21 protein-coding genes and 2 pseudogenes are annotated in these 18,507 nt (G+C 49.4%); 12 read left to right on the forward strand and 11 right to left on the reverse strand.

Translation table 11 applies throughout. The features are described 5' to 3' along the window. Positions 1–121 precede the first annotated feature (121 nt). From HS1genome_RS04015 to pyk, 3 genes are all read left to right on the forward strand, one after another. On the forward strand, positions 122–778 hold the full coding sequence (locus HS1genome_RS04015) for an HAD family hydrolase (RefSeq protein ID WP_126449718.1): 657 nt from the start codon (positions 122–124) through the stop codon (positions 776–778). Then, positions 778–1,347 carry an METTL5 family protein gene (locus tag HS1genome_RS04020; protein WP_158613714.1) on the forward strand — a complete coding sequence of 190 codons (570 nt, stop codon included), beginning with the start codon at positions 778–780 and terminating at the stop codon, positions 1,345–1,347. The genes HS1genome_RS04015 and HS1genome_RS04020 overlap by 1 nt, the downstream gene beginning before the upstream one ends. A 107-nt stretch (positions 1,348–1,454) precedes the next feature. Next, positions 1,455–2,768: a pyruvate kinase gene (gene pyk / locus HS1genome_RS04025; protein WP_126449720.1), complete on the forward strand. Its 1,314-nt coding sequence runs from the start codon at positions 1,455–1,457 to the stop codon at positions 2,766–2,768. A 16-nt stretch (positions 2,769–2,784) separates the two neighbouring features. Here the strand turns inward: pyk and HS1genome_RS04030 are convergent, their stop codons facing one another. Together HS1genome_RS04030 and HS1genome_RS04035 are read right to left on the reverse strand one after the other, a co-directional pair. Beyond that, complete coding sequence (locus HS1genome_RS04030; RefSeq protein WP_126449721.1) at positions 2,785–3,450, reverse strand: hypothetical protein; 666 nt, start codon at positions 3,448–3,450, stop codon at positions 2,785–2,787. 103 nt (positions 3,451–3,553) lie between these two features. Next, positions 3,554–5,089 carry an APC family permease gene (locus tag HS1genome_RS04035; RefSeq protein WP_126449722.1) on the reverse strand — a complete coding sequence of 512 codons (1,536 nt, stop codon included), beginning with the start codon at positions 5,087–5,089 and terminating at the stop codon, positions 3,554–3,556. Positions 5,090–5,321: 232 nt separating this feature from the next. Between HS1genome_RS04035 and sul7d the strand changes: the two genes are divergently transcribed. Continuing rightward, positions 5,322–5,504, forward strand: coding sequence for a Sul7d family chromatin protein (gene sul7d / locus HS1genome_RS04040; RefSeq protein ID WP_126449723.1), 183 nt, complete (start codon positions 5,322–5,324; stop codon positions 5,502–5,504). Between the two features lie 527 nt (positions 5,505–6,031). On the opposite strand, the gene HS1genome_RS12995 is transcribed toward sul7d, so the two are convergent. Beyond that, positions 6,032–6,157: a hypothetical protein gene (locus HS1genome_RS12995; protein ID WP_268243614.1), complete on the reverse strand. Its 126-nt coding sequence runs from the start codon at positions 6,155–6,157 to the stop codon at positions 6,032–6,034. 43 nt (positions 6,158–6,200) lie between these two features. Here HS1genome_RS12995 and HS1genome_RS13000 point away from each other — a divergent pair, with 43 nt between their 5' ends. Together HS1genome_RS13000 and HS1genome_RS11975 are read left to right on the forward strand one after the other, a co-directional pair. Beyond that, positions 6,201–6,323 (forward strand): hypothetical protein, encoded by a 123-nt coding sequence (locus HS1genome_RS13000; RefSeq protein ID WP_268243613.1) that lies wholly within the window; start codon positions 6,201–6,203, stop codon positions 6,321–6,323. Beyond that, on the forward strand, positions 6,307–6,453 hold the full coding sequence (locus HS1genome_RS11975; protein WP_158613715.1) for a hypothetical protein: 147 nt from the start codon (positions 6,307–6,309) through the stop codon (positions 6,451–6,453). The genes HS1genome_RS13000 and HS1genome_RS11975 overlap by 17 nt, the downstream gene beginning before the upstream one ends. 932 nt (positions 6,454–7,385) lie before the next feature. On the opposite strand, the gene HS1genome_RS04045 is transcribed toward HS1genome_RS11975, so the two are convergent. Further along, positions 7,386–7,871, reverse strand: coding sequence for a DUF1286 domain-containing protein (locus HS1genome_RS04045; RefSeq protein ID WP_126449724.1), 486 nt, complete (start codon positions 7,869–7,871; stop codon positions 7,386–7,388). A 53-nt stretch (positions 7,872–7,924) separates the two neighbouring features. Here HS1genome_RS04045 and HS1genome_RS04050 point away from each other — a divergent pair, with 53 nt between their 5' ends. Then, positions 7,925–8,371, forward strand: coding sequence for an EVE domain-containing protein (locus HS1genome_RS04050; protein WP_126449725.1), 447 nt, complete (start codon positions 7,925–7,927; stop codon positions 8,369–8,371). Between the two features lie 47 nt (positions 8,372–8,418). On the opposite strand, the gene HS1genome_RS04055 is transcribed toward HS1genome_RS04050, so the two are convergent. Together HS1genome_RS04055 and HS1genome_RS11980 are read right to left on the reverse strand one after the other, a co-directional pair. Beyond that, positions 8,419–9,450, reverse strand: a complete 1,032-nt coding sequence (locus HS1genome_RS04055) for an MFS transporter (protein ID WP_126449726.1) — start codon at positions 9,448–9,450, stop codon at positions 8,419–8,421. Positions 9,451–10,049: 599 nt separating this feature from the next. Continuing rightward, the gene (locus HS1genome_RS11980; RefSeq protein WP_158613716.1) at positions 10,050–10,223 is read right to left on the reverse strand and encodes a hypothetical protein; all 174 of its coding nucleotides are present in this window, start codon (positions 10,221–10,223) and stop codon (positions 10,050–10,052) included. Positions 10,224–10,453: 230 nt separating this feature from the next. Between HS1genome_RS11980 and HS1genome_RS04060 the strand changes: the two genes are divergently transcribed. Then, positions 10,454–11,341, forward strand: coding sequence for an ATP-grasp domain-containing protein (locus tag HS1genome_RS04060; protein ID WP_126449727.1), 888 nt, complete (start codon positions 10,454–10,456; stop codon positions 11,339–11,341). Positions 11,342–11,405: 64 nt separating this feature from the next. Here the strand turns inward: HS1genome_RS04060 and HS1genome_RS04065 are convergent, their stop codons facing one another. Genes HS1genome_RS04065 through HS1genome_RS04075 form a run of 3 tightly spaced genes read right to left on the reverse strand, consistent with a single transcriptional unit; the run spans position 11,406 to position 13,350 of the window. Continuing rightward, on the reverse strand, positions 11,406–11,858 hold the full coding sequence (locus tag HS1genome_RS04065; protein WP_126449728.1) for an Lrp/AsnC family transcriptional regulator: 453 nt from the start codon (positions 11,856–11,858) through the stop codon (positions 11,406–11,408). Further along, on the reverse strand, positions 11,855–12,850 hold the full coding sequence (locus HS1genome_RS04070; RefSeq protein WP_126449729.1) for an NAD(P)/FAD-dependent oxidoreductase: 996 nt from the start codon (positions 12,848–12,850) through the stop codon (positions 11,855–11,857). Before HS1genome_RS04070 ends, HS1genome_RS04065 begins: the two co-directional genes overlap by 4 nt. Before the next feature lie 5 nt (positions 12,851–12,855). Then, positions 12,856–13,350 (reverse strand): hypothetical protein, encoded by a 495-nt coding sequence (locus HS1genome_RS04075; protein ID WP_126449730.1) that lies wholly within the window; start codon positions 13,348–13,350, stop codon positions 12,856–12,858. An 84-nt stretch (positions 13,351–13,434) separates the two neighbouring features. Between HS1genome_RS04075 and HS1genome_RS04080 the strand changes: the two are divergent. Next, positions 13,435–14,246: pseudogene (locus HS1genome_RS04080) on the forward strand (isoaspartyl peptidase/L-asparaginase). Next, positions 14,243–14,802: pseudogene (locus tag HS1genome_RS04085) on the forward strand (metallophosphoesterase). Before HS1genome_RS04080 ends, HS1genome_RS04085 begins: the two co-directional pseudogenes overlap by 4 nt. On the opposite strand, the gene HS1genome_RS04090 reads toward HS1genome_RS04085, so the two are convergent. Then, positions 14,792–15,028: a hypothetical protein gene (locus tag HS1genome_RS04090; RefSeq protein WP_126449731.1), complete on the reverse strand. Its 237-nt coding sequence runs from the start codon at positions 15,026–15,028 to the stop codon at positions 14,792–14,794. The pseudogene HS1genome_RS04085 and the gene HS1genome_RS04090 overlap by 11 nt on opposite strands. A 106-nt stretch (positions 15,029–15,134) precedes the next feature. Between HS1genome_RS04090 and HS1genome_RS04095 the strand changes: the two genes are divergently transcribed. After that, a complete protein-coding gene (locus tag HS1genome_RS04095; protein WP_126449732.1) occupies positions 15,135–15,521 on the forward strand; it encodes a DUF5751 family protein in 387 nt (128 codons plus the stop codon). A gap of 49 nt (positions 15,522–15,570) precedes the next feature. After that, entirely contained in the window at positions 15,571–16,926 is a 1,356-nt protein-coding gene (locus HS1genome_RS04100; protein WP_126449733.1) for a digeranylgeranylglycerophospholipid reductase, read from the forward strand. Here the strand turns inward: HS1genome_RS04100 and HS1genome_RS04105 are convergent. Beyond that, entirely contained in the window at positions 16,882–18,495 is a 1,614-nt protein-coding gene (locus tag HS1genome_RS04105; protein WP_126449734.1) for a DUF2070 family protein, read from the reverse strand. The two genes, HS1genome_RS04100 and HS1genome_RS04105, sit on opposite strands and share 45 nt — an antisense overlap. Positions 18,496–18,507 lie beyond the last annotated feature (12 nt).

Below are 18,507 nucleotides of genomic sequence, written 5' to 3' on the forward strand. Positions count from 1 at the left end.
AGGCTTTCGTCGGTTTGTAGGCTATTAATAAGTGAGGTATTTAATCTCTACTGACTCGTCAAAAGGGACTTCCGTCCTTTTGCCCCACAACAGTTAAATCGAAGTCACTCTAAGGTCCTTTATGAAGGCCGTTTACGTCGATATGGGAGAGACTCTAGTGAGCTTTAAGCCAAGGTACCACTATCCAATCTACTCTAAGCTAAGAGAAATGGGATACGACGTCACTGAAAGACAAGTGTTCAGGGCAGTCTCGAGGCAACTTGGATCAAGGTACTTCCCTAACATGGACGGACTTTCTGAGCTTGATTACTGGGAGTTGTTGACTGACATGAGGATATTGCCGAGGAGAGAGGTGGTACAGGAACTCGAGAAGCTCAACCTCTTATCCAACAGCTACGAACTGTTTCCAGATTCAATCGACTTCCTAAATTACGTGAGGAAAAGAGGAGCTAGGGTAATTATGGTCACCAACGCTACGAGTTCGTTTAAGAGGATCGTGAAAAGTCTGGGCTTAGAGGAGCACCTAGACGGTATCGTTGCGTCGTGCGAGGTGGGCTATATGAAGCCACATCCACGAATATTTAGGAAGGCCGTGGATGTAGGAGGAGAGGGAATCTTTATAGGTGACGTCTATGAGATAGACTACGTGGGGGCGCTCAGAGCAGGACTCACTCCGATCCTAATAGACAGGGAGAACTACTACGAAGATCTTAATGTCAGGAAGGTGAGGGATCTATCGGAGGCAAAGGAGTTAGTAGACGAGATGTTGAAAGAGTAGTGAGTGAGGTAAGAGGCTTTCACAAACCTAATTTGGAACTGGAACAGTACGTCACACCCCCAGAGATAGTGTCTCAGTTAGTCTGGACCGCGTTCCTTAGAGGAGAAGTAGCGGGTAAGAAGGCAGTTGACCTAGGTTGTGGAACTGGTAGGTTCTGCGCGGCCCTATCTTACTTGGGTGCTGAGTGTATCTGTGTAGACGTGGATCCCACGACAGCATTGAGGTCTAACCCGAAGGTCTCTAGCAGAGTTAACGTTGTCCAGGCGGAAGTCCCTCACGTGGAGATTAGGGCCGACGTAGTGTTCCAGAACCCTCCCTTCGGAGTTCACAGGAGACATGCAGACCTCATGTTTCTTAAAAACGCGCTCAAAATAGCCCCTGTAGTCTATTCCATTCATAAAAGCGATCAAGGCCTCAGGAATATTGTCATACAATTAGTAGAAAACGAGGGGTTATTCTGGGAATACATAACTCAAAGTTACCCATTGAGGGCACAGTACTCGCATCACACTAGAAAATCAGTTCCCATCTTGGTTGACATCTTCTACTTCAAAAGAAAGGGAAAATAACAGGAACTCAAGGTGGAGAGCGCGACTGGTCATGAGACTCGTTGCTAAGCGGTTTCATATGTTTATCGAAGAAAGTTATATCCCTTTGTTCCGCGTGACTTCTCCAAATGAGGAAAACTAAGATTATAGCGACGCTTGGTCCGGCCAGCGAGAGATTAGTTGGAAATCTATCCAGGTACGTCGACGTGTTTAGGGTAAACATGGCGCACGGAACGCAGGAGAGTAGAAGGAAGTATGTAGAGCTCGTAAGGACCACAAAGGCCGCTCTTCTGATGGATCTTCCTGGGCCGAAGCTGAGGGTTGGGGACATTAAGGGGATGGTTAAGCTTAGACGCGGTCAGACAGTGGTCTTCTCAAAGAAGGGTGAAGGGATTCCTGTAACTGAAGATCTCTTCTATCGTTCCCTCAAGGAAGGCAGCGTAGTTCTCCTCGCGGACGGAATCATCAGGGTTAGAGTAAAGTCGGTCACTCCGGAGGAGGTCAAGGCCACTGTGGTCGACGGAGGGATCCTCACCTCTAGGAAGGGAATTAATATTCCAGATTTGAAGACCGCTCCCGGACTGACAGAGACCGACTTGGAGATGCTTAAGGAAGCCAACACCTTAGGAGCGGATATGATAGGCCTTTCTTTCATTATGTCGCCTAAAGAGGTGCAGGAGGCTAAGGGACTAACCAAGAGTTTCATCGTGGGCAAAATAGAAAAAAAAGGGTCATTGAAGGAATTGGAGGGGATAGTAAAAGAAGCGGATGCGATAATGGTAGCCAGGGGAGATTTGGGAGTGGAGGTCGGCCTAGAGATGCTTCCCCTAGTTCAGGAAAAAGTCATAAGGACGGCCAGAACTTACGGGAAGCCCGTTATCTTAGCAACACAAGTCTTCGAATCAATGATGTCGAGTCCTACCCCAACTAGAGCCGAGGTAGTCGACGTTGCGAACTCAATAATAAAGGGGGTGGATGCTATAATGCTGAGTGATGAGACGGCCATTGGCTCAAACCCCCTGAGAGCCGCGTTCTATCTAGACAGGACCATAAGGAAACTGGAGAAAGTGGTAAGGCCTAATGGAATAAGGCCAGCGGACGTCGGTGATGCAATAGCCTACTCCGCAGTCGACGCAGCCAACTTGTCGGGAGCAAGGGCAATCGTGGCCCACGGAGGCGAAGGAAACGCAGCCCTTAAGGTCGCTAAGTTCAGACCTAGAGTTCCAATAGTGACGTTAGTGTCGCAGGGTGCTCAGAGGTTCAAGACAGTTTGGGGGACGATACCTGTGCAAGTTAATGGAGGGGAAGGAGACATGTCTTCGTTCATCGATTCCAAGTTGAAGGAACTAAAGATCTGTAGGTCAGGGGACGTTGTGATAATAGTCTCCAGCGAAGAGGGCACTGCAGAAGCAGATGTAATGAAGATACATAAAGTGAAGTGAGATTAGATCATTCTGGCTAACTTTTCCATTCCTTGATTATCCCCGCTGTGGAGAGCAGAACGCCCTGCACTCCAGCGTGTTTCATAGAGTCTAATACGTCAGGGACCTCGTCCATTGAGATGAAGGGTTGCCCAACTGCCTCCAACGACTCAGCGTTCCTAGCAGTCTTTATAATCAGATAGGGAATGAGCTTAGACTTGTCTAAGTCTACGAGGTCCGCCGGGCTTCTAGCTCTCAACACTAGGAAGAAGTCGCTTGAAATGTTCATTCTCCTTTGAACTTCGTTCCTAGGGTAACGAAGACTAAGGAGTAGCCCGACGCTCACCTTCGGCTCCACTGCCTTCATGGTCTTAAGTCCCTCTTCTGAGGTCAGCGAACTGAACCTTTTTCCTAACTTGGGTAGATCGCCACGAGTGAGGACTACGTCGAGCCTCCAGAATCTCGCACTGAGTGCTAGGGACGCAAGGAAGAGTTCTCCCACATCGGAGACCCTTTGGTTGACAATGATCCTTTTGTCAGACGCTACAGTCCTAACTAGCGGGGCCAAAGAAAGCGGGTGCACCGCAGGGAGGCCCATGGGTCCGTCAGGAAAGTTGAATCCATCGAAGTTAGATATGGTAGAAATAAACCTTACAGTCTTCTCCATGGTTGATTTCGGGTGAATTTCGGCGAGTATCTGCATTTCACGTTACCACATTCTGATCAATTAAAAGAAGAACTGACTTTGATTCTACTCAAAAATTCCCGGTGGGATTAGAGGGCGGTTAAGAAGTTTTACCTTGAAGTCACTCTGGAGGAATCTCCTTATAAACTAGGGACAAATCTATTCCCTTCTTGGCGTTACTGAACCTAGCGTACAAATAGACCGCCAGGCTGCCAACTAGTGTTACACTTACGAACAGGGCTGTTATTGGATTTACGCTTGTACCTGTGAAGAAGCCGAACGCGGGGTTAACCCCTGCTTCTATGGTCAGAAACAGGAAATATATAGCCGAAAGGACTCCCGCTATCTTTAAGCCGCTGTGGCCGTTCTTCCTACCGTAGAATACGGCGGCGATGCTAACAACGAGGAAGTACAGGGAACCAAGAATGGTAGCTCCATACAACGCTACCGCACCCTGAGTTGACAACACCGGAATGGCTAAGAAGAACAGCGTAACGGCCAAATCTAAGAGGTGCGCGTAAACTGGAGAGCCCTTTGAGTTGACTTGCGAAAACCTTTCTGGAAGGACTCTGTCGAAGGACATCGCAAAGACGTACCTAGAGAAGACTATCACGCCGTAAGCTAGAATGTAGACCTCCCACGCAAAGAGTCCTAGCCCCAAGAACCACTGGACAACTGGATTGCCCGCAAGGGTAATTGCTGCTGTCCAGAAGTTGTATATCCCAGTAGGATATAACGAGGCGTTGAAGCCGTACCCTGCTACGACGTCCATAAGGAGGAAGGAACCGGTAACCACAAGTGCGGTCAAGACGAGCGAAATGATAACGTTGTACTTGAGTGTCCTCTTGCCCTTAAACTCTGAGGCTACAGCGGGGCCGGCTTGCATCCACGGATAGGTGAAAAGGGCGAAGAAAGGCAACATCAAGAGGGTGGCGACAAAGCTGAAGGAGGGACCTGTGTAGGGCTGGACTGTAACCCCAGTGGCCTTTATTGCGTTAACTAGAGGGAGAATAGAGGAAGAGAAATGCCCCGCTGAAGCCGCTATCACTATTATAGCACCTATAGTAGATGCTATGGAGAAAGTCCCCAGAGCCGTTACAATACTGTATCCCCACTTGGCCTTGACGATGTTGAGGCCGATAATTACTCCAAATATAGCGGCCGAGACTCCGTAAATGATCATTGATTGTCCTAATGTCGGTGTAACAGCGAATGGATTAACGATCACGTTGTTGGCGAGGTAAAGCAATGAAGTTGACTTATCCAAGGTCCCTATAGTCCAGAACACTGTATTTAGAGCCGAGGACGCGAAGTAGGCCGTGATGGCGAAGTAAGCTAAAGACTCTATCATTACGGCAAGCGCCATAACTGTTCCTATTCCCCCTCCTAGGGTCCTAGATATCCAAACGTAGTCTCCGCCGGTTCTTGGGATCCTCTTCGATAACACGGTATAGATGAAAGCCTGGGGTAGGGCGAGGACGAAGCCTATTAGAGAGGCAAGCCAGAGGACGGACCCCTGTTGAATGTAGGGCGAGATCGAAGTGAAAAGAGCTAGACCGGCTGACATGTTTCCTACATTGAGCATCACTGCGTCAACCATTGAAACATCCTTAACTAACCCCGAAGATTCCCTAACGAAGAGCTTAGACCGCTCCATTTAATTGCCCAATGGAAAAATGAGGATACAAGATTATATGTTTTTCGCAGATCTTATGAGTTTGATTTACTTCTTCATGTAAAGCCATTTTGTGATCTGAGACACAACATTCTTATCAAACCATAAACGTGTCGATTCCCTTTTCACTCAGTAAGTGTGATAGAAACTACCAGTACGTAGTACCAAGGGAGTCACCGTAAAGTTAATTACTGTGTCAGTTGTCACAATCATTATGCCTACCGTAAAGTTCAAGTACAAGGGAGAAACAAAAGAGGTCGATATTTCAAAGGTAAAGAAGGTATGGAAAGTAGGAAAGATGATATCATTCACTTACGACGACAACGGAAAAACAGGCAGAGGAGCAGTGTCAGAGAAAGATGCTCCGAAAGAGCTAGTTAGCAAGCTTGGTAAGTGAAGGGCTGGAATGGGCTTTAAATAAAGAAGTGAACCGTTTTTAGTTTCATCTGGGATAGCTATGGATTTACTGCTAAGTCTATAGGGTTTAGCAAGGAGAATCCAGTTCAGGGAGAAGAATTTCGCCCTTTAGGGTTTGAGATGGATAGGGCTCCCACCTATAGTTCCTGTTCCTCACTAGTTGGTGGCCTGCCCTGACAGCGGCCTCAGAGAGGACCTGCACTGCCTCCCTGACCTCTGGAGACTAGGCTAACTCGGTGTGTCTCAACTGGGCACCCACCACGACTGTGGAACTGCTCCTCTCTGTCTTCCTGATCTCCCACATCCTTTTGAGATCCATGAGACAGGAGGCCCGGCAAGTCCGAACCTCGTGGTAGGAATCAGTGTCTATCCCCCAGCCAAGTACCTGAAGTCTTCTCCCGTGGATTCTGCCACCTCCACCACCTCCTCGGGAGAGGGAGGCGCGACGTACTAGAAGGGTGCAGGGATCACGAGATAATTGAGCCAACTGCGGTTAATAGCTTTGCCTCACAACTTCAGAAGCCGCTCCACGTTGAAGTGGAACACTTTCTCTGCGTCCTCCTCCGGAGAGTCAAGTGGCTTACCATCGACGTTGGAGAGGACCTGCACACCCAACAGTCCTAGGTCCTTCACGCACCTCCTGACCTCGTCTACGGCCTAGCCAACCGCGGACAGGGTGATCGTGTTCACCGCCCTGAAACGTTCGCTCTACCTCTTCTGCAGGGAGGCGATCCCGTCGTTGGCTGTGCTCATCACCCTCACTGTTCTCATAATAGAGGTGAATGTCGTCTATTGTTGACGTAACGAGGGAGAGCACCTTCACTTCCACTCCGTACTTTTCCATTGCCTTGAACCTCACATCTAGGTCCGCCAGCTGGGGTGACTGTCTGACTAGGTCGGACACCCGAGTTAAGGAACCAACCAAATGAAGGTACTCCCTTGGGTAAACGTGGTTAAAGACGTCTATTTTCATTGAGAGTACTTCGGTGAATCAATAAAGAAGTTCTCTGCAATTGAAGTGAAGTTTACGGTCCTGGTAACTCCCAGGCTAATTCCCTCCCGAGAGGTCCTCAGTTGTTCTAACTCACCCTGAGGGAATGTCGGGGAGGTTGGAGGCCTCAAGTTTAGGTTCATCACCACAGAACCTCTGCGCACTTCTCGTGGTTCTTATGGCAAATGTCATTGAGATTCACCTTTCCATCAACAATTGTGATTTCCTCCCGTACCACCTTGTCGATCAGTTTGGAAGATGTGCCAGTGAGTTTCTTCGACTTCCTTAGTGAACTACCCCGCCCTCGCGGACGGGGCATCTCCCGGTGGGGATTTCCTGCTTCCCGGAGGAACCTAGATCCCCTTCCGTAGCGGAGGTTCAGTGGAACCTTTCTGTGAACAGTACGGAAGGGGGATCGCGGAGGGTTTCCTCTCCACGGGCGTGAGTTCCCCCAGTCCAGAGGGTGCGACCCAGCTCTCACAGTAGAGGTCGTAGAAATAGTATTTTGACAACCGTAAAGAGGTTTACATAAGGAAGCTGTCCGTCCCCACGGAAGGGGACTTCCGCCCCCTCAATCTCCTTTAAGTTAAAGAATGAAGCCGGTCATGTTGTGACAGTTCAGAGGAGTTTTAGACGTTAGTACTCTAAACATTTTAGCAAATCTACTGGCCCCCCAACTCTATAGGGGGCTTCGGCAGGACCGGTGGGGGGAGATTACGATCGCCCATAGCTGGACCTATAGAGGATGAGGGTGGGGGAATCGATTCAGAACTTCATAGTGAAGAGTGTATTTCTCCTACTGCCCTCCTAAAGGTACACGGGTCGACGAAGTGAACGATGAGTTCGCGAGATGATTGGAACAGAAGGAAATCAGATCAGGGTGAGTTGTCCCCTGAGATATAGGGAAAGGAGCATGAGCAAAACGCCAGTAATAATCGCGGCACCGTTAGCAAAGGGGTTGTTATAGCGAAAGTGAGCTAAAGCATATCTGGTCCACCTTCCTCCATTCTTAACGTAAATCCCTTTCTCAGTGAAGGCGTCTAACAACAGGTGTGAGGGGCCTGCTACAATTCCCATCGAAAGGATCTGGAAGAGTAGGCCACCACTTACGAGAAACAGAAAAAGGAAAATAAAAAAAGAAGGTATGAGTCCCCACAGTATACTCCTGCCTAACGTATGAGTCCTAGGAGTTCTCCTGACGTAGCCACCCCTCACTTCATGTCCCAATCTATCAATGATAGTATTAGAAGAGAGAGATATCAAGGAGGCGAGGATCAGTCCATAGTAAAAATTGGTCCCCCAACCCAGAATTGAAAGCATCCCCGTCGTGAACACGTAATGGGTGCTCAATCTCATTGTAACCATATACCCTCCACGCCTTTTTAAAGGGGGACGTCTCACACATTGATGTGAACTACTGGTTGGTCCCTATACAGGAGGACGTATGGGAAGTGGTAAGGGAGATGAAGATCTATGGAGCCGATAGAGATCTAAGCGATGTAATTAAGGTAGGGGACCAACTCTTACTATACGTCACTAAGTATTACGCTAAAATGTATGGCGGAAAGATCGTCGCGATAATGGAGGTAGAGTCGGATTGGTTCCAAGATAACACCCCAATATTTCCGGCCGAAAGGGCCAGGAACAGAGCCATATACGTCTATAGGATTAGACTAAGGGAGAGAGAACTAGGAGTTTGCGACCTGAGGTCCATACTAAAGGAACTCTCGTTCGTGGAGGAAAAGGACCAATTAGCGAAGTACCTTAGGAGGGTACCCGCTAACTTAGGAAGGCCGATCCCCGAGAGGGACGTTAAGGTGATCCAAGAGTGCATGAAAGAAGAGGAGTTCCCCTAATTCGATGTGGGCTTGGAGTCCGGAGTAAGGACATGGTTATTCTGATTTTAACGATAAATATCGATTCTACTCTTCCTACCTTTGGCGTTTATTATTAATGAAAAGGCCACAAAGGAAACTAACGTGATAAGCGAAGCGGTCTGTCTAGTTCCCAGAAGCGACGACGCCACCGGTACACCAAGTCCACCTAAAGCTGCCAAGTTGAGAGCGATACCAATTCCCTCCGGTTTGGCACCAAGTTCCGAGGCTAGGATGGGGGCCAACGAACTCAGACCTAGCCCCCCGAAAGTGAAGAGCACTAGAAACGCTGGGTTGCGAGTGACGAAGAACGCCACGCCTGACACCCCCTGTAGGGCCACAAGAGACGTGAGACCGAGTCTAGACTTGGAGTAAAGCCAAGGTAGGGCGAAATACATGGGAACCGCTGAACCATAGGACGCCATCATCCACGGAAGTACATCAGCTCCCTCCTGTTCCAACAACGTCGGAGCTAGCTGAAGTGCGAAGGCAGGCTCGAAAGCTGCGAATGCGACGAGGATGGAGAAGAGAGGTGGTATAGAGTATCTCGTTTCAGATTGAGGAGACTCCACAGTTAGAGGAGCGAGGGGGATCGCTATTAATCCAGCAAACGCTAAGAGACTCCAAAAGTGGACTAACGAGTAAGCTACGGCCGCCCCTAACCATCCGAAGGCCCATCCTGCCATCACTAGCCCCATGACCTTTCTGTTGCCAGTTGACGCAGCTGCCGCAACAGCGATGGACGTGGTGACGCCAAACGCAACTCCGACGAGAAATCTTTCAGCTAGAAGTAACACCAAACTTTGTTGGAGGCCGCTCACAGCAGATAGAGCCCCCAGAGCTACCATGGATAGGAGATAGCCTTTTCTCACTCCAACGACCCTATTTAGGGGCTGATATATCATTGAACCTATCACTCTCCCGGTGAATGGAATTGAGAGGAACGTGAAGGCCTCCCATTGGGTAAGATGCAGTTGATTCAAGACAAACGAGGGGGCAACAAGGACGAACGTAGGTATAGTGTAACCTAGAGCGACGCTCAATCTGTGATTAACTTTCATGTCTGCTTACTTTTACCTATAAGACGAGATATAAGCATAACGAACGAATTGTATAAACATGACTTAAGGGGCAGGGGAAAAATGACCATGCTGGAAGGTAATAATTTTAGAATCGAACTGTTAGGAGTAGTTTTGCGAATATTCTCCGAGAGCGTTAAGAGTAGTGAACATGTGAACGTGAGGAATACCGCGTGTTTACCTATGGTGCCTCTTGCTAATGTTCTTTTAGATCCTCCTCACTACTCAACGGGAGCAATCGGCCAGTGAGATCTCCTGCCTTGAAAGGGACCTACTGTTTCACGTCCTCCACCTAAGATTCTGCTCATTAGTACGTATTCACTATTCTACGTCACTGCTGGGATGGAGGGCCTCCAAGACTAGGTGGCACTCCCTACTCGCAGTGAGGAGAATGCCATATATTATAGATAAATAGTATAAGGATACTCCCCTTAGTGTCCCTCCCAAGCCCGCCAGGGTCTAGGATTGGCCAAGCTCGTTTTGAGCTCGCACGAGTGAAGCTACCTATCTTTCCGTTGTATTCTATCAAGGGAGAGTGTTCCCCGCTACTCCCGTAAGGCCCGAGGTGAGGGTTGAGTAAACTACTCCAGTTCTGACTGGACTTCCCGCTTCGTCACCTCGTCCGAAGATTGAGGGTCGAGCTCCACAGGAGAGGGTCTTCCTGGCCCTACGCTGAACCGATCTTCGCCCACGAAGTGCCGGGTGGGGAGGCCCACCACGTTAGGCCCCAGCTTAGGCTTCTTGGTGGAGTTCACCACGCGAACCACTATCGCTAGTTAACGGTATTTAGCGAATTCGTGCAAATATGGGCCATTAAGGGAAAGTCGCCCGTCCCCATTGAGATAGAGAACTACCTCACTCTGGCGGATGGGGGTCACAGATGCCAGAAGATGTGGCCAGAACCTTAGAGGTAGCTCGGCCAGCTAGTTTTTCATGATCTCCATTTTTTATAAGGGAAGAGGGAGGGTTGCTCACAGGTGCTAGGTTGAAGATAGCCATCGTCCACGATTCACCTAGGGTCACTGATTCCTCAAAACGGTTGCTAATGGAAGTGAAGTCGACTGGAAACAACGCTTACTACCTTAGAATATCGAAAATGGGACTGAAAGTTGGAGACTATGGATGTAAGTTCACATACGGCAGCAAAGAACTCCCTAAACTGGACGGGGCCATAATTAGAAACCTAGGGTTTTTACTGACAATAGAGCAGATGGCGAAAAGGATGGACGTACTGAGGGAACTAAAAGACGAAGGTACTTACGTAATCAACGACCCAGACTCTATGACCTTGGCTAGAGACAAGTTGGGGAGCATCCTAAGACTGAGGAGGGCAGGAATACCTGTTCCTGAGACTGCGGTGGCGGAGGATCCTTTCGACGTCATGAGGTTGGTAGAGGAGTGGGGAGAGGTAGTCATAAAACCCATCATGGGTAGCCTGGGCCTCGGAGCGATAAAGGTCTCTGACCCTGACGTGGGGTTCAGGGTCGCCAAGTCGGTCTTAGCTGTGAACCAGCCTCTCTACGTTCAAAGGTATATCAGAAAGCCAGACAGGGACATAAGGGTGTTCGTGGTGGGAGACGAAGTAGTGGGTGGAATTTACAGAGTCAACAAGTCCCACTGGAAAACCAACATAGCACAAGGGGCCACAGCTCAACTGATAGAGCCCGCTGTCGAACTCTACGAGTTCTCCATAAAGGTGACAAAGGCGATGGGTCTTGACTACGCTGGAGTTGATATAGTCGAGGACGTTGATGGAACCCGTAGAGTACTGGAGGTTAACGCGTCGCCACTCTGGGAAGGGATAGAGAGTGCCACCAAGAAAAACGTAGCTAGACATATTGTGGACTATCTCCTTAAAAAAACGAGGAAGTGAGGAGATGAGGAGCAGGCAAACCGTCTGAGGAGTGATGACGAGCTCTCGCATCCGATCCTCAGGTTCAGAACTCTATTACCTTGTTTTCCTTTACTATCCTGAGGACGAACATTGTATAGGTAGAAATCACCCCGTCTATGTTACCTATGTTGTCCAAGACTTTCGCCAGTTCCTCCCTCGTTCCCACTCGAACTTTTGCCAAGGCATAATATTCGCCGGTGACGTCGTAGACCTCTGTGACTTCCTTCATCGCAACGATTGTCTTGAGTATCTCCTCGTACTTCTTGGGTTCGGCCTTAATTAGGACGAAACCTAAAACACCTCTCCCCGCCCTCTCTGGATCAACGTCCGCATAGAAGCCGCGGAGGATACCTTGGTTTCTGAGTCTCTTTATCCTTATGTGAATGGTGGCCTCGCTCAAGTTCAAGGTTTTTGCTATTTTAGAGAATGGTGTCCTAGCGTCCTCCTGAAGGATAGCCAAGATTTTCTTGTCAACTTCGTCTATGTCGTAAGTCATAGAATCATCCGTCCAAAGAGCCTCAGCAGGTCTATCTTTCCGAAGTCCCCCAGGGCCACCCGCAACACCAGTTCTGGATCTGACCTAGTGAGGGCCTTGGACAGACCGGAGAGTTTAGCGTCACCTGACTTCACTCTCTTCACTATCTCTGCGTGCACCTGAAGTGTCCAGTACAGTTTGGACTTCTTGACTTCGGTGGTGAAGTCCTTACCAGAGAGTATGGAGTCTGCCTTAATCTTAGCCGACAGGATGGAGGGCCTTATCCCTTCTCCAGTCATGGCGTAAACAAAGCCTGCCGCCTCCCCTATACTGGTGGCGAGCTTCTCCGTTATCACGCCTGAGTCCGACACCCTTGCCCCTTGCAGGAGCCTGGGCTTCTTCCCCTCAACGAGGGGAGAGAGCCTTTTCTTTAGAGAGTCCACAGAGTCGTAGCCTCCGATACCAATCTTTGCCCCTTCTCTATCAGGAAAAACCCAGGCGTAGCCGAGGAGACCTGAGTAGAAGTAAAAGTCTACGGTCTCTTGGTCTGCCTTGGCGTCGGTCAGATATTGTATGGCTGGTATAGTGTCGTCCTTAGAGAGGGAGTAGTGACCTGAGGCGATGACTACCTCGTCAGCCTCCAATGGTTTCTCGTCGACGAGGTACTTGCTTTCCTTTCTGACTACCTTACTCGAGAACTTCACGTCTACCCTCTGAGCGACGTCGTAAAGCATGGCAGGCTTGTCCACTATGTAACCTAACGTTCTGTTGGTCCTTATGTCGTGCACTAGTTTGTTATCGAGGAATATCCTGAAACCCCTTATCTCACTTATGAGGGATGCTCTGCTCACGGGCAACATTTTCTCCACTCCCTCCATCACTCCCCAAGCGCAGGGCTTCTTCCCCACCTGATCTAGGGCCTCGTAAACGGTGGCATCGTATTTGGTGCCCTTCAGAAACCACGCTAGAGCCAAACCTGCGGGGCCCGCCCCCACGATGGCGACCCGAGGCAAAGGTCTTACCCCCTCGCGTAAAGGTACGCCAAGGACGCTATAATTACGGATCCTGCGTATATAGTTATTTCCTGATAGAAATTTGAAAAGAAACGACCTGCTATGGCCCCCAATAATACTATTAAGAGAAAAGCAAACATCCCCTCACCCTCCTTGAATATGGAGAGACCTATGTTGGGCCTCAATTGGTAAACAGAGAGTAAGAAAATGGCAATGGTTGGCAAAAGCTCTACTGCTCCTAAGGTAGCAATTCCTTTGGGATCTAATGGGAGAATGAGGAATATACCAACGACCACTCCTAGGGCGTAGGCTGCAGAGAAGAACAGAGCTGCCAAGGATGATCTAGGAGAAGTCCAAGGCTTACTGACGTAAATTAGGTAAAGCAGTACGGCGAGTCCTACTAAGGAGGCAGGAGCGTAGACGGATAACCTGTCTACCAATGCTGTAAGCGGCAAAAGGAAGAGCACGAACGACAGCGCCACCACTTGCCAATCCTTCATCTTCTCGCGTAGTTTCGCACGCCGGGAATTAAAACACTATCGTCAAGTTATTTATTAGGCACTCGAGGCTTAGAAGATGATATCATGAAGTACACAAGACCAGTCATCCTGATTCACGGGGGAGCCGGAGACTGGACCAGCAGAGACTCAGATACTGCACTAAGAGAACTCTCAAACGCCTTAGACAGGGGTTTCGAGCAACTAACGAAGGGTTCTTCCCTCGAGGCCGTAGTAGAGGCTGTGGCCTACATGGAGGACTCTGGGGCTTTCGACGCGGGTAGAGGTAGCGTCCTCAACGCCAAGGGGGAGGTGGAGATGGACGCTGGGGTGATGTCTGGGAAGGACCTGAGGGTGGGTGCTGTAGCTGCGGTAAAAGCGAGGAATCCTGTGAAGGAGGCATTGAAGGTCCTAAGAGACGGGAGACACGTCCTAATGGTGGGCGGGGGAAGGGAGGAGATGATAAACCAGACCGAAGTGTCTGGTGACACTGTTGGCGCGGTAGCGTTAGACATGGAGGGAAGCTTGGCCGCAGCCACCAGCACTGGGGGATACGGGGAAAGTTGCCTGGGAGGGTAGGTGACTCTCCAATACCTGGAGCCGGGTACTACGCGACGACTAACGTGGCAGTTTCGAGCACTGGGATAGGAGAGCTGATCCTGCGGGTCCTCCCAGCAAAGGAAGTAGACATGTTAGTATCTATGGGGTTTCCCCTCGAGAGTTCATTGGAAGCCGTCCTAGGGAAGATGACCTCCCTCTTCGGAGAAGGAATCGTGGGCATGATAGGGTTAGACAAGCAAGGGAATGGACACGCAGTCTTCAACACGAAGGGAATGGCCAGGGGAGTTATGTCTAAGGACGTGAAGAAGGTGGCGGTGTTTCAAGGGGATAGGATTTGAAGATCTTGGTGATGGGGAACATACGGTTCCCCGAACCTCACGTGGAGGGAGTACTTTCTTCCATAATAAAGAAGGAGGAGCCCGACGCCATATTGCTCAACGGAGACACAACCCAATGCTACTGGGATTACGAGTGCCCGAGAGTGATAGATGTTCTCTACGTCATACGTAGTATAGCTCCTTGGGCACAGATAGTTTACATACAAGGAGACATGGATCCTCACGCCATAAAGTGCATAATGGCTGAACCTAGGTATAGGGAGGAGATCCTAGGTACTACTATGTACGTTACAGAGATCTCCTCGTCCAAATACTTCGTAGTTCACGGCCACCAGGCCGAAATAGACCAGCTGAGGAGAAATGTAGCGGCTGGTCCGTGGGACTGGCTTGTAGTGGCCCAACATAGAAGACTGGAGATTGATAAGCTCGCCAGAGTGATATATAATGGTGGTATAACAAGCGACTTCCCCCAGAGGCCAGGGGATACCTTGTCATATCTGACTCTGGCCACTACATAAGGCAACTGATGGGGTCGGAGAGACACCTCAGGAGCTAGCGGAGGGAACTATCTCGGAGAGCTTTACGGAAACGGCGAACTCGTATATCGAGTCCTCAGGGGTCCCCCTGTCGTCCTCGTCCCAGACCTTTACAGAGTCCGCCACCACTTGGTTCCTTCTTCCCCTACTCACTATAACGTCAGTCACGAAGGGTATGTCCTTGAGGGACTTGACAAGCTCTAAAACCTCAGCGGTCCATTCTCTAATGAAAACTTGAACTATCACATTATTTTTTTAGTTAGCCTAACTTAAAACGGAATCATTCTAACTTGATGGTATTTCTCCTTGGTTTCCAGATATGCATATTAACTCTCATGGAATTCGATAATCCGTGAAAAGAGACCTTAGACCTATCGTCGTAATCTCGGCAGTTAAGAACGAAGAGCTCGTCGAATTTGTGAGGAGGACATTTAAGGACGCCAGGACGTTCGGGGCGAGGAAGGTGATAATACACAGCTTCAGTGGACCCAACTACTGGGACTTCTTCAGGGACTCGAGAGAAGCCATACTGGACAATATAGAGCTGGGGGTAGAGATATATACATGGGGTAGGGACGAAGTAGAGAAGATGCTGAAGATCCTTCCGAGGCCCGAGGAAATCAAAGGCATAGTGTTCCACTGTAGCGACGACGAGAAAATGTTTATTCGGAGGGTGCAGGACGTAATCCCAACTCAATACAAAGCATCTCTACTCAAGGACTACTGCCGTCAATCGTAAGAAGGAAGGCAACATTTATTTGCCACGTGGGATCAACAACTCAGATCCTATGAAGGAATCGTCGTATGACGTCTTAATAGTAGGAGGGGGATTCGCGGGCTCGACTACAGCTTGGTTTCTGTCAAACAGGGGATACCGTGTCCTTCTCATAGACAGTAAACCCTGGAACAGAATTGGAGATAAGCCCTGTGGGGACGCTGTGAGTAAAGATCACTTCGATGACCTCGGTATGCCGTACCCTCAGGGGGAGGAATTGGAACAGACGGTTCAGGGCATAAAAATCTACAGTCCAGATATGAAGACAGTGTGGACGGTGAAAGGAGAGGGTTTCGAGCTCAACGCTCCGGCCTATAACCAGAGAATATTGAAGGAGGCGTTAAAGAGGGGAGTAGAAGTTATGGACATGACGACGGCTTCATCTCCTATATTAGAAGGAGGAAGAATGAAAGGTGCGGTGATATTCAACAGAAGGACTAACGAGACGATAAGGGTCGAGGCCAAGGTGACGGTGGACGCCACAGGTAATGCTAGGAGTCTCAGGATGAAGTTGCCTCCTGGGATACCAGTAACAGAGGACTTAGACGATAAGGATGCTGACGTGGCGTATAGGGAGGAGGCGATAACTGCTGAACCTATAGAAGATCCCCACTTTCTAAGGATATTTGTGTCCCAGAGAGCAGCACCTGGAGGCTACTGGTGGTACTTCCCTAAGGGAGAGCAGAAGGTGAACGTCGGACTCGGAATACAGGGGGGGATGGGTTACGGATCGGTTCACGAATACTACAGGAAGTACTTGGGAGTCTATGCTCCCGACGTCAAGGAAGTCGTACTGAGAGGTGGAGCACTAGTCCCAACCAGGAGACCCCTGACTAGCTTAGTGTGGGACGGTATGGTAGTGGTGGGAGACTCCGCCTTCACCGTCAACCCAGTTCACGGGGGAGGCAAGGGCTCCGCAATGATCTCTGGGTTCTGTGCAGCCAAGGCTATAATGAAGGCAATGGAAGTAGGAGATTTCAGCAAACAGACGCTGTGGGACATGAATCTCTGTTACGTCTCTAAGTACGGCCAAAAACAGGCTAGCCTAGAACTCTTCAGGAAATTCCTTCAAAAACTCCCTGACGAAGATATAGACTTCGGCATGAGAAAGGGCCTCATAAAAGAGGAGGACCTCGTGGAGGTAAGCGTCAAAGGTACGTTGAAACTCTCAGTCGCAGAAAAGGCAATCAGACTCATTTCGGGACTCTCCAGGCCGTCCCTACTTATGAAACTAAAGACCGTGGCATCATACATGACGAAGGTGAAAGAAGTGTACAACAACTATCCTACTACCTTCTCCGAGCTAGAGAGGTGGAAGGCCGCTCTAAACGACATGTATGCCCAGTTCGATGCCGCCTTGGATCAGTAGGACAAGGACCATTATAGCCAACGGTGAGAAGATAGGTATCCATATTGTCTTAGTGGTGAAGGCTCCCACTTCCTCCAGAGCTTTTGTCAAGGAAGAAATCACTTTACCTATAACTCGCACAGAGTTGATTGTGAACACCTTCATCGATGCTTGTACCTGCTCCATATGATTCAATGCGTTAAGAATGGCGCTCCTCACGGCCCTAGAGAGCTCTGGGGAATATGACACAGGATAATATAGTGATTCTACGGACACTCCAGTACAGGAATGATCATCCGGAGTTACCAATAGAACATCCTCAGCTAAGTCGGCATTTTCCTCCCTAAGCTTAGAGTTTAGGGTATCTTCGGCGTTGTTCCCATAAAGGTACACTAGAACTAACCTTTTAGTGCCATCAGATAGAGCGAAGGCTTTCACCTTCTCACTGCAGAGTCCTCGACTCTTTCCTTCCACGAGCCCCTCTCCGTAGCCCAGGAAGAGTCGACTTTCACTACCGGTTGCCCTGATAAGTAGGGCCTCTAGATCACCGAGTTCACCTTCTTCTATCTCCTCCTTGAGAGATTGATTGTGGGAGTCCACGAGGAACGAATTACGAGAGATCATTGTAGTCCAGAGGCTGAGCGGTAAGTCGTCTATGCCTAAACCCGGCCTTGTTAGGAAGCTCAACTTGGCTTCGTTGAAGTTCATGGACCAAGCAGAGAAATTCCCAGAGGTTTCCCTTGTGAGGCCGAGGAACTTCAGCTTGCTCCACCCAGCGTTGACTTCCCTCTCTATTCTCTTTGCAACCGCCTCAGCTTCAGAAGAAGAAACCATGTCTATCTCGTGACTGCCTGGGCCGTGGAAGACAGTAGCGTTAGGTAAAACCTCCTCCACTTGATAGACAAATCTGGAGCTGCCCACGGAGCCAAATAGACCGAAATGGATCTTTGGGATTACCCAGTAATGAGTAGAACTCCCTTCGAACCTGAAGAGTACGACCTGAAGGTCCATGTTAGTTCCTACGCTCTTCAGGAACTCCTCCACTAAGCCCACTTTACCGTCAGTGAAGGACGATATGAAGGGCCTAGCCACTTTAAGAGCGGGTATACCTATCACCTTAACGCCCTTGCCGTTCAGGGCCTTGGAGTAAAGGTAGGTGACGATACCAACTACGACCAGATACACCACTACAAAGGGGAGGTCCCTAGCCAACACTAAGGAGCCTACCAGGGCCGGGACTGTGGCTAGTGAGACGGAAACTACTTCTCTATGGTAAGGAATCAGCGAGAATGACATCAGCGGTGCCAAGACACCAAATGCATAACTCGGCGCAACCGGGAGGAAGGTGAAAATAATATAGATAGCAACTGTCCCTATGCTGAAGAAAAGGGAAACCTTCATGTGACGCTTAAACACGAGGAAGGAAGTTACAACATAGGCTAACACTGCCAAGAAGGTCGGTAGTCCCACTTGTAGACTCCTTAGGAAAACGCCAACAAGCTCAAACGACAGTAGGGCGAACAAGGTTCGCTGCTTAGGTAGCTTTATTAATTTTCCGTAGTACTTTCTTACTACTTGCTCTGAGTTCAACGAACTCGTGGT

Source organism: Sulfodiicoccus acidiphilus (genome assembly GCF_003967175.1).
GTDB lineage: Archaea > Thermoproteota > Thermoprotei_A > Sulfolobales > Sulfolobaceae > Sulfodiicoccus > Sulfodiicoccus acidiphilus.